The sequence below is a fragment of the Streptomyces boncukensis genome (assembly GCF_011045075.1).
GTDB lineage: Bacteria > Actinomycetota > Actinomycetes > Streptomycetales > Streptomycetaceae > Streptomyces > Streptomyces boncukensis.
Genome location: NZ_JAAKZZ010000333.1, coordinates 1 through 8,542, shown reverse-complemented (window position 1 = coordinate 8,542; position 8,542 = coordinate 1). Strand labels below are relative to the sequence as shown.

The window sequence follows — 8,542 nt, the reverse complement described above, 5'->3', positions numbered from 1 at the left end:
CCCTCCCTCCCCCCGCGATGCTCGCGGGGTCGGGAGGAGATCGCCGAGGCGGCGTCCTGCCCGGCCTGCTCAGCGGTCCTGCCGGTGTGCGGGCATCAGGGCGAGCAGGCTCTCCGGAATGGCGTCGCCGAAGGTTTCCTCCAGGTGTTCGGCTGTCTCGTCGGCGGCCTGGCTCATGCGGGTGAACATGGCCTGCTCGTGTGTGTCGAGCCCGGCCTCGACGTCGTCGGGGTGGGCGGCGATGGCGTTGGCGAGGTCGGCGCCGTCGCACATGGCCCAGTTGGCTCCCTCACCGTTAGGGGCCAGCAGGTGGGCAGCGTCGCCGATCAGGGTCACCCCGAGCGCCCGCTGCCACCTGTGCCCCTCAGGCAGGGCGCAGTGCGGGCGCAGGACCGGCGGGGTGTCGGTGTCGATGATCAGCGCGGTGAGCTCGGGCGCCCAGCCGTCGAACTCGGCCGCGACGCGGGTGGCGGCCGCCGCCGGATCGGAGAAGTCGACCTGGTCGAACCACTCCAGCGGCCTGGTCAGCGATACATAGGCGTGCAGGGTGTCGCCCCGTTCGCGGTGCGCTGTGATCGCCTTCTCCGGCGCGGGGGCGAACATCGAACCGCCGCCGACAGCCTTCGCGGCGGCAGGGTGCCGGGTGTCGGCGTCGTACAGGTAGGTCTCGACGAACGACGTGCCGGCGTATGCGGGCGTTGCCTTCGACAGCAGCGGGCGGATGCGCGACCAGGCGCCGTCCGCGCCGACGAGCAGGCTCGTGGTGACGCTGCTGCCGTCGGCGAAGGTCACCTCGTGGCGACCGTCGCCAAGGCTGTGGGCGGCCGTGACCCGGTGGCCCCAGCGGACGGTGCCCTCCGGCAGGGCGTCGAGCAGCATCCTCCGCAGTTCCGCCCGCTGCGCCTCCGGACGGCCGCCCCTGCCGTCGTCGGCCTTCTCGAACAGGACAGTGCTGTCCTGGCCCAGAGCGCGCATCGCCTGGCGGCCCTCCAGGACGATGGCGCGGAACTCGTCCATCAGGCCGGCCGCCTTGAGGGCGAGCTGCCCGTTGTAGTCGTGGATGTCGAGCATCCCGCCCTGCGCCCGTGCCTCGGGGGAGGTTTCCGCCTCGTAGACCTCGGCCGGTATGCCGTGGAGGTGGAGGACACGGGCCAGCGTGAGCCCGCCGAGCCCTGCGCCGATGATCGTGACGTGGTGCATGGTGCCCCTTCTCGCTCTCGCGGTCGGCAAGACCGCTCGCCGCTGTTGGTGCACTGTTCTAAAGTAGAACAATAATCCAAAGTGGTCCGCTGAACCAAATTGGTGCACCATTCCAAGTGTGTCATAGTCGAGGTATGGCAACCCGAGCGCGCCGGACACAGCGGCGTAACCAGGTGCTCTCCCGGGAGCACATCATCGACACGGCCATCGAGCTGCTGGATGCGGGTGGCGAGGGCGCACTGACCGTCCGGGCGTTGACCGAGCGCCTGGCCACGGGGTCCGGGGCGGTCTACTACCACGTGGGCACCCGGGACGAGCTGCTGGACACGGCGACGGAAACCGTCATCACCGCGGCACTGGCGACCAAGCCGGCGCAGGCTTCGGCCACGCCCGCAGAGGAGATCCGCGCCGTCGCACTGGCTCTGTTCGACGCGATCGCCGATCACCAGTGGCTCGCCACGCGGCTGACCCTCCAGATCATCCGCAACCCGGTCGGCCCGGTGACGGTAGGGGTCTTCGAGCGGATCGGCCGGCAGATGGGCGCCCTGGGCGTGCCGCAAGCCCGCTGGTTCGACGCGGCCTCGACGCTCGTGCACTACATCCTCGGAGCGGTCAGCCAGAACGCCCGCATCGAGGGGGACACCTCGGGGGTCGAACCCGCGGCGGACCGCGAGGAGTTCTTGGGCGCGACCTCGGCGGCGTGGCAGGAACTCAACCCCGAGGACTACCCGTTCATGCATGCCATCGTCGGCCAGATCACCGAGCACGACGACCGCGAGCAGTTCCTCACCGGCATCGCCATCGTCCTCGACGGCCTCACCCGGCTGCGGTGACCCGCCTGCGCCGCCCCTCCTCATCCGGCCGGCGCAGCCCCACGTGTTGGTTTCAGAAGGGAAACGCTTGTGCACGACGTAGTCGTCGCGGGCGCCGGCCCGGTCGGTCTGTTCCTGGCCAGCGAGCTGGCCCTGTCCGGCTGTTCCGTCCTCGTGCTCGAACGGGACCAGGAGCCCACCCCGCCCTTGAAGGCGCTTCCGCTCGGGCTGAGGGGCCTGAACGCCGGATCCGCCGAGACGTTCTACCGCCGCGGGCTGCTGGAAGCGACGGCGAAGGCTTCCGGCGTCGACGTGGAGAAGGTCGGCGCGGCCCCTGCGGCGGTCGAGGCGCCCGCCCCTCGTGAGCTGAGCCACTTCGCGGGCATGACCCTCGATGCGGCCGACATCGACACGGCCGCCCTCCCGTTCCGGCTGCCCGGTCCGGCGATGGAAGGCTTCATGACGAGCCTGGAAGCGGTCGCGGCGGTGCTGTCCGAGCGAGCTTCAGCGCTCGGCGTGGAGATCGTCCGGGGCGTTCCCGTCACCGCCGTGAGCCAGGAGGACGAGGGCGTTGTCGCCACGGCGGGCGGGCAGCAGTACCGGGCGCGCTGGCTGGTCGGATGCGACGGCGGGCGCAGTGCGGTACGCGAGCTCGCGGGCTTCGACTTCACCGGCACGGAACCGCTGTTCACCGGCTACGTCGCGCAGGTCGCCTTCGCCGACCCCGAGCAGCTGCCCCTCGGGTTCAACCTGACACCGAACGGCATGTACCTGCGCACGCCCCTCGAAGGGCACCTGGGCATGATGGACTTCGACGGCGGCACCTTCGACCGTTCCCAGCCGCTGACCCGCGACCACCTCCAGACGGTGCTGCGCCGTATCTCCGGCACCGACGTGACGCTGGACGAGGTCCGTCTCGCCTCCAGCTTCACCGACCGCGCCATGCAGACGACGACCTACCGCAAGGACCGCGTGCTGCTCGCCGGCGACGCCGCGCACATCCACTCGCCGCTGGGCGGCCAAGGGCTCAACCTCGGCATCGGCGACGCCATGAACCTCGGCTGGAAGCTCGCCGCCACCGTGCACGGCCGCGCCCCCGAGGGCCTGCTGGACAGCTACACCAGCGAGCGACACCCCGTCGGCGCCGCGGTGCTCGACTGGTCGCGGGCCCAGGTGGCGACCATGAAGCCGGGCCCCGACGCCCCCGCGCTGCGCCGGCTGGTCCGCGACCTGATGAGCACCCCCGACGGCGCGACCCACGTGTACCGCCGGACATCGGGCCTGTTCCACCACTACGACCTGGGCAGTGAGCACCCGCTCGTCGGCCGCAGCGCCCCGGACTTCCGCTTCGACGACGGCACCCGCCTCGGTGACCTGATGCACCAAGGCCAGGGCGTCGCGCTCGACTTCACCGCCGACGGCGCGCTGCGGGGTGCAGCCGGGGGATGGGCGGGCCGGCTCCGGTACGCATCCGGTTCGGTGCGCGACGGCCTCGGGCTGGCGGCCGTACTGGTCCGACCTGACGGCGTCGTCGCCTGGGCGAGCGACACCCCCGATCGCGATGCGTTCGAACAGGCCGCCGCCCAGTGGTTCGCCACCCCGGAGAGCTAGAGCAAGCGGCTACCGGCAGGGGACACAGCCATGTCCTCGCCCCCGGCCTGGGTGAGGAACACGCCGACCTCAAGCACCGCGTGACGCCCGACTACCAAAGGACAGCGCCCATGAACAGCGCCACCAACAGCCCCTCCAGCCCCGAAGGTTCGGACCCGAACCCAGACGCATGGGTGCGCACCTGGGGCGCCTCCCCGCAGGCACCGGACAACTCCGTCAGCTCCATCGAACCCTTCGAGAACGCGACGCTGCGGCAAGTCGTCCGCGTCACCGGCGGCGGACACCGCATCCGCATCCGCCTCAGCAACGAGTACGGAACCGCACCGCTGACCATCGGCGCCGCCCGTGTCGCCACCGCGGACACCGACGGCGAGATCCGGAACGGGAGCGATCAAGAGGTGACCTTCAGCGGCCGGCCGACGGCCACCGTGCCGGCGGGTGCGCCGATCCTCAGCGATCCCGTCGACCTGCCGACCGCGGCGCTGTCGCGGCTGACCATCAGCCTCTATCTGCCTGGCCGCGTCGACACCGCAACCTGCCACGGGACCTTCCACGCGCTCGGCTGGCTCATCTCCGGCGACGCGACCGCGCTCGCGTCGCTGCCCACGGACGCCACCCCCTTGCCGGCGCAAGCCCTGATCACGGCCGTGGAAGTGCAGCCCGGCACCCCGACCAAGTCCATCGCCGTCGTCGGCGACTCCCGCGTCGACGGCATCGGTTCCACCCCCGGCGCAGATCGACGCTGGACGGACCTGCTCGCCCGGCGCCTCGCAGAGCGCGGCGGACAGGCGCGCTGCGTGGTCAACCAGGGCATCGGCGGCAACCGTATGCTCACCGACGGCATCGGCACCGCCGCCCTCGCCCGCTTCGACCGCGACATCCTCGCCACGCCGGGGCTCGGCCATGTGGTGATCGCCGTGGGCAACGACCTCGTCTTCTCCTTCGCCCCGCGGACCGGGGAGAGCGCCGGGTTCCTCGACATGTTCCCCGGTGCGCCAGTCGGCGTGGACGACATCATCGCCGCCCACCTCCAGCTGGCGGCTCGGGCCCGCGCGCACGGCGCGAAGGCGTATGCCGCGACCATCGCTCCCTACGGCGGCTCGGAGATGTACACATCCGAGGGAGAGAAGGCGCGCGAGCAGGTCAACGCATGGATCCGCACGAGCGGCGCCTTCGACGGCGTACTGGACTTCGACGCCGTCTGGTGCGACCCTGCCGATCCCAGCCGCATCCGCAGCGACCTGCACATGGGCGACAACCTCCACGGCAGCGACGCGGGCTATGCCGCTCTCGCGGAATCCATCGACCTCTCCCTCTTCGACTGATCCTGCCCGAGGCGGCTGCCGGCGGACCCTCCCGGGACACGGAGCAGGGTCCACCCGGCAGGGCAGACGGAGGGAGATCATCTCCCGGAATTCTCCCAATGGGCCCTGGAATGCCAGCAAGGGGCGGCTTCCCACGCTGGGAAACCGCCCCTGACCTGCAATTTTCCTGTCGGGACGGCGGGATTTGAACCCACGACCCCTTGACCCCCAGTCAAGTGCGCTACCAAACTGCGCCACGTCCCGGTGCCCGTCCGGCTCGGGCCTTCCCCGCGCCGCTCGCGCACAAAGAACAATACAGCACTTCAGGGGGTGCTTGCGCACCCCTCTCCGCTGCTGGCGGGGTCGGCCCCGACAGCCAGGATTTAAGTGCCGGTATGCGAGGTTTTCTGGCGAGGTGGGCCTCCCGGAGTTCTCGATGGCGGGTCAGCGTTCCCTCTCGGCGTGTACCGGCGGCAGGAACTCGCGTACGAGGGTGCGGTGCCACCAGTCGCCCGTGGCGCGGTGCTCGGCGCGCGTGGTGAAGCGGTAGCGGTAGAGCAGCGCCCGCACATGCGCGGGCGGGGTGTCGGGGAAGGGGTTGGTCCGCAGCAGCCGGAGTGTGCGGGGGTCGTTCTCCAGCAGCCGCGCGACCAGCGGCTCGAACCAGCCGCGCGTGTACGCGGGCGACAGCGCGGCGAACCACATCAGCCAGTCGAGGCGGAGGTGGTAGGGGGCGAACTGGCGCGGCAGCCGTCCCACGTCACCGGGCTTGCCCCGGAACTCGTACTCGCGCCACACCGTCCGCGGCGTGATCCGCGCCTCGTCCGTCCCCTCCAGGACGATCTCCTGGCGGACGCGGGTCACGCTGCCGAAGGCCCCGTAGGTGTTGACCAGATGGAGAGGGGTGAAGGAGCGGTTCATCTGCTGACGGCTGCTGACCATGTTCCGTACCGGCCAGTAGCTGAGCGTGGCGACCAGCGCCGTCACTCCGCACACCAGGATGGCGAACCAGAGTGGCGTCGGCCCGTAGGAGGGGGTCCCGGCCAGCGGCGAGGGGTCCACCGCGGCGAGGGCGATGACGATGGTCAGCCAGTTGAGCCAGGAGAAGTTCCCCGACAGCACGAGCCACAGCTGGGTGATGATCAGGATTCCGGCCGCGACGGTCGCGATCGGCTGCGGCAGGAACAGGCCGAAAGGCACGACGAGCTGCGCCACGTGGTTGGCCCCCGCCTCGACACGGTGCAGCGGTGCGGGGAGGTGATGGAAGTACCAGCTCAGCGGGCCGGGCATCGGCTGGGTCTCGTGGTGGTAGTACAGGCAGGTGAGATCCCTCCAGCACGGGTCGCCACGCCATTTGATCAGTCCCGCGCCGAATTCCACGCGGAACACCAGCCACCTCAGCAGCCACAGCACCAGCACGGGCGGGGCGATGTCCCCGTTCCCCAGGAAGACCGCCAGGAAGCCGGTCTCCAGCAGCAGCGACTCCCAGCCGAAGGAGTACCAGGTCTGGCCCACGTTCACGAGTGAGAGGTAGAGCAGCCACAGCAGTGCCCACAGCGCCATGGACGCCGCGAGCGGCACCGCGTCCGCCGCCCCGGCCAGCACCGCCGCCGCAAGCGCCGCCCCCGCCCAGGCGCAGCCCATGACGAAGCGGTCGGAGCTGCGCCAGTGGAAGATGCTCGGTGTCGCACGGAACGGGACGCGCCGTACGAAGGTACGGACCGGCAGCAGGCCGTGCGCCCCCAGCAGCGCGCGGAACTGGAGCGCGGCCGAGACGAACGCGACGAGGTACACGCAGGCCAGCGCGCGCTGGAGCACCAGCCTGGTGAGCCCGTAGCCGGGCGCGGAGAACCAGGGCGTGAACCAGTCCATGGCGGCCATGGGTACCACCCTGGCGGTCCCGTCACTCGTGCGGACCGTGAGTGGAGCCGCACAGAGCCCGGTGCCCGGTACCCGGGGCCCGGTGCCCGGTGCCTGGGGCCTGGAGGCAGTGGGCGGGGGCGTGGTCGATCATGGACGGATGAGCGATGGCGGTACTGATGGTTACGTACGGGTGCGCGGCGCCCGCGAGCACAATCTGCGGGGCGTCGACGTGGACATTCCACGGGACGCGTTCGTCGTCTTCACCGGAGTCTCGGGCTCCGGGAAGTCCTCGCTCGCCTTCGGAACGCTGTACGCGGAGGCCCAGCGCCGCTACTTCGAGTCGGTCGCCCCGTATGCGCGGCGACTCATCCACCAGGTCGGTGCGCCCCTGGTCCGGGAGGTCGCCGGGCTGCCGCCCGCCGTGGCCCTGGAGCAGCGCCGCTCCGCGCCCACCGGCCGCTCCTCGGTCGGCACGGTCACCACCCTGTCGAACTCACTGCGCATGCTCTTCTCCCGGGCCGGGCGCTATCCGGCAGGGGCCGAGCGCCTCGACTCCGACGCCTTCTCGCCCAACACCGCGGCCGGCGCCTGTCCCGAGTGCCACGGCCTGGGCACCGTCCACCGGGTGACCGAGGACTCGCTCGTTCCCGACCCCTCGCTCACCATCCGGGAGGGCGCCATCGCGGCCTGGCCGGGTGCCTGGCTGGGCAAGAACCTCCGCGACATCGCCGCCACCCTCGGCTACGACATCGACCGGCCCTGGCGCGAGCTGCCGCGCGAGGACCGCGAGTGGCTGCTGTTCACCGACGAGCAGCCGGTGGTGACCGTCCACCCGGTGCGCGACGCCGGGCGCATCCACCGGCCGTACCAGGGCACCTACCAGAGCGCGAAGCGCTACGTCCTGCACACCTTCTCGGACACCAAGAGCGCCACCCTGCGCGAGCGCGTGCGGCGCTCTCTGGTGAGCGCGGACTGCCCCGGCTGCGGCGGGCGCCGGCTGCGGCCGGAGGCGCTCGCGGTGACGTTCGCGGGATGGGACATCGCCCAACTGGCGGCGCTCCCACTGGAGCGGCTGGCCGAGGTGCTGGGGCCCAGCACGGACGCCCCGGAGAACGCCGCCGCCGCCCTCGCCCGCGATGTCGTCTCCCGTATCGAGGTGCTGACCGAGCTCGGCCTCGGCTATCTGAGCGCCGACCGGCCCACCCCCAGCCTCTCCGCCGGCGAGCTCCAGCGGCTGCGGCTGGCGACGCAGCTCAGATCGGGGCTCTTCGGAGTGGTGTACGTGCTCGACGAGCCCTCCGCCGGGCTGCACCCGGCGGACACCGAGGCGCTGCTCACGGTCCTCGGCCGACTGCGTGCCGCCGGGAACTCTCTCTTCGTCGTCGAGCACGACATGTCGCTCGTCCGCCGCTCCGACTGGGTCGTGGACGTCGGTCCGGGCGCGGGCGAGCACGGGGGAGAGGTGCTCTACAGCGGTCCCGTACCGGGCCTGGCCGGAACCGAGGCGTCCGTCACCCGCCGCTATCTGTTCGACGGGCACGGCCCGGCGGGGGCGGCGCGGCGCCCGGAACGTTCGCCGCGCCGGCCGAGCGGATGGCTGTCCCTGTCCGGCGTCACCCGGCACAACCTCCGCGGCCTGGACGCGGACGTCCCCCTCGGCGTCTTCACGGCCGTCACGGGGGTCTCGGGCTCCGGGAAGTCGACGCTGGTCAGCCAGGTCCTCGCCGGGCTGGTCGCGGAGCGGACCGGGGG

The 8,542-nt window shown here is 71.5% G+C and carries 6 protein-coding genes and 1 tRNA gene; 4 read left to right on the top strand and 3 right to left on the bottom strand.

Annotated features, from left to right (window positions below):
• Positions 1-69 precede the first annotated feature (69 nt).
• Entirely contained in the window at positions 70-1,200 is a 1,131-nt protein-coding gene (locus G5C65_RS25600) for an FAD-dependent oxidoreductase (protein WP_165301292.1), read from the bottom strand.
• Between the two features lie 134 nt (positions 1,201-1,334).
• Between G5C65_RS25600 and G5C65_RS25595 the strand changes: the two genes are divergently transcribed.
• From G5C65_RS25595 to G5C65_RS25585, 3 genes are all read left to right on the top strand, one after another.
• Positions 1,335-2,033, top strand: a complete 699-nt coding sequence (locus G5C65_RS25595; RefSeq protein WP_165301291.1) for a TetR/AcrR family transcriptional regulator — start codon at positions 1,335-1,337, stop codon at positions 2,031-2,033.
• 69 nt (positions 2,034-2,102) lie between these two features.
• The gene (locus tag G5C65_RS25590; RefSeq protein WP_165301290.1) at positions 2,103-3,623 is read left to right on the top strand and encodes an FAD-dependent oxidoreductase; all 1,521 of its coding nucleotides are present in this window, start codon (positions 2,103-2,105) and stop codon (positions 3,621-3,623) included.
• A 110-nt stretch (positions 3,624-3,733) separates the two neighbouring features.
• On the top strand, positions 3,734-4,948 hold the full coding sequence (locus G5C65_RS25585; protein ID WP_165301289.1) for an SGNH/GDSL hydrolase family protein: 1,215 nt from the start codon (positions 3,734-3,736) through the stop codon (positions 4,946-4,948).
• 169 nt (positions 4,949-5,117) lie between these two features.
• Here G5C65_RS25585 and G5C65_RS25580 read toward each other — a convergent pair.
• Positions 5,118-5,191 (bottom strand) — tRNA-Pro (locus G5C65_RS25580).
• A gap of 180 nt (positions 5,192-5,371) precedes the next feature.
• Positions 5,372-6,808: a lipase maturation factor family protein gene (locus tag G5C65_RS25575; RefSeq protein ID WP_165301288.1), complete on the bottom strand. Its 1,437-nt coding sequence runs from the start codon at positions 6,806-6,808 to the stop codon at positions 5,372-5,374.
• Between the two features lie 139 nt (positions 6,809-6,947).
• Between G5C65_RS25575 and G5C65_RS25570 the strand changes: the two genes are divergently transcribed.
• Positions 6,948-8,542, top strand: a 1,595-nt coding sequence (locus tag G5C65_RS25570) for an excinuclease ABC subunit UvrA (protein ID WP_478501612.1), incomplete at its 3' end; no start/stop codon positions are given.

Bases quoted from the DNA above. Each gene is read 5' to 3' on its own strand.
- G5C65_RS25600 (WP_165301292.1), bottom strand. From the start codon at position 1,200: ATGCACCACGTCACGATCATCGGCGCAGGGCTCGGCGGGCTCACGCTG.
- G5C65_RS25595 (WP_165301291.1), top strand. From the start codon at position 1,335: ATGGCAACCCGAGCGCGCCGGACACAGCGGCGTAACCAGGTGCTCTCC.
- G5C65_RS25585 (WP_165301289.1), top strand. From the start codon at position 3,734: ATGAACAGCGCCACCAACAGCCCCTCCAGCCCCGAAGGTTCGGACCCG.
- G5C65_RS25575 (WP_165301288.1), bottom strand. From the start codon at position 6,808: ATGGCCGCCATGGACTGGTTCACGCCCTGGTTCTCCGCGCCCGGCTAC.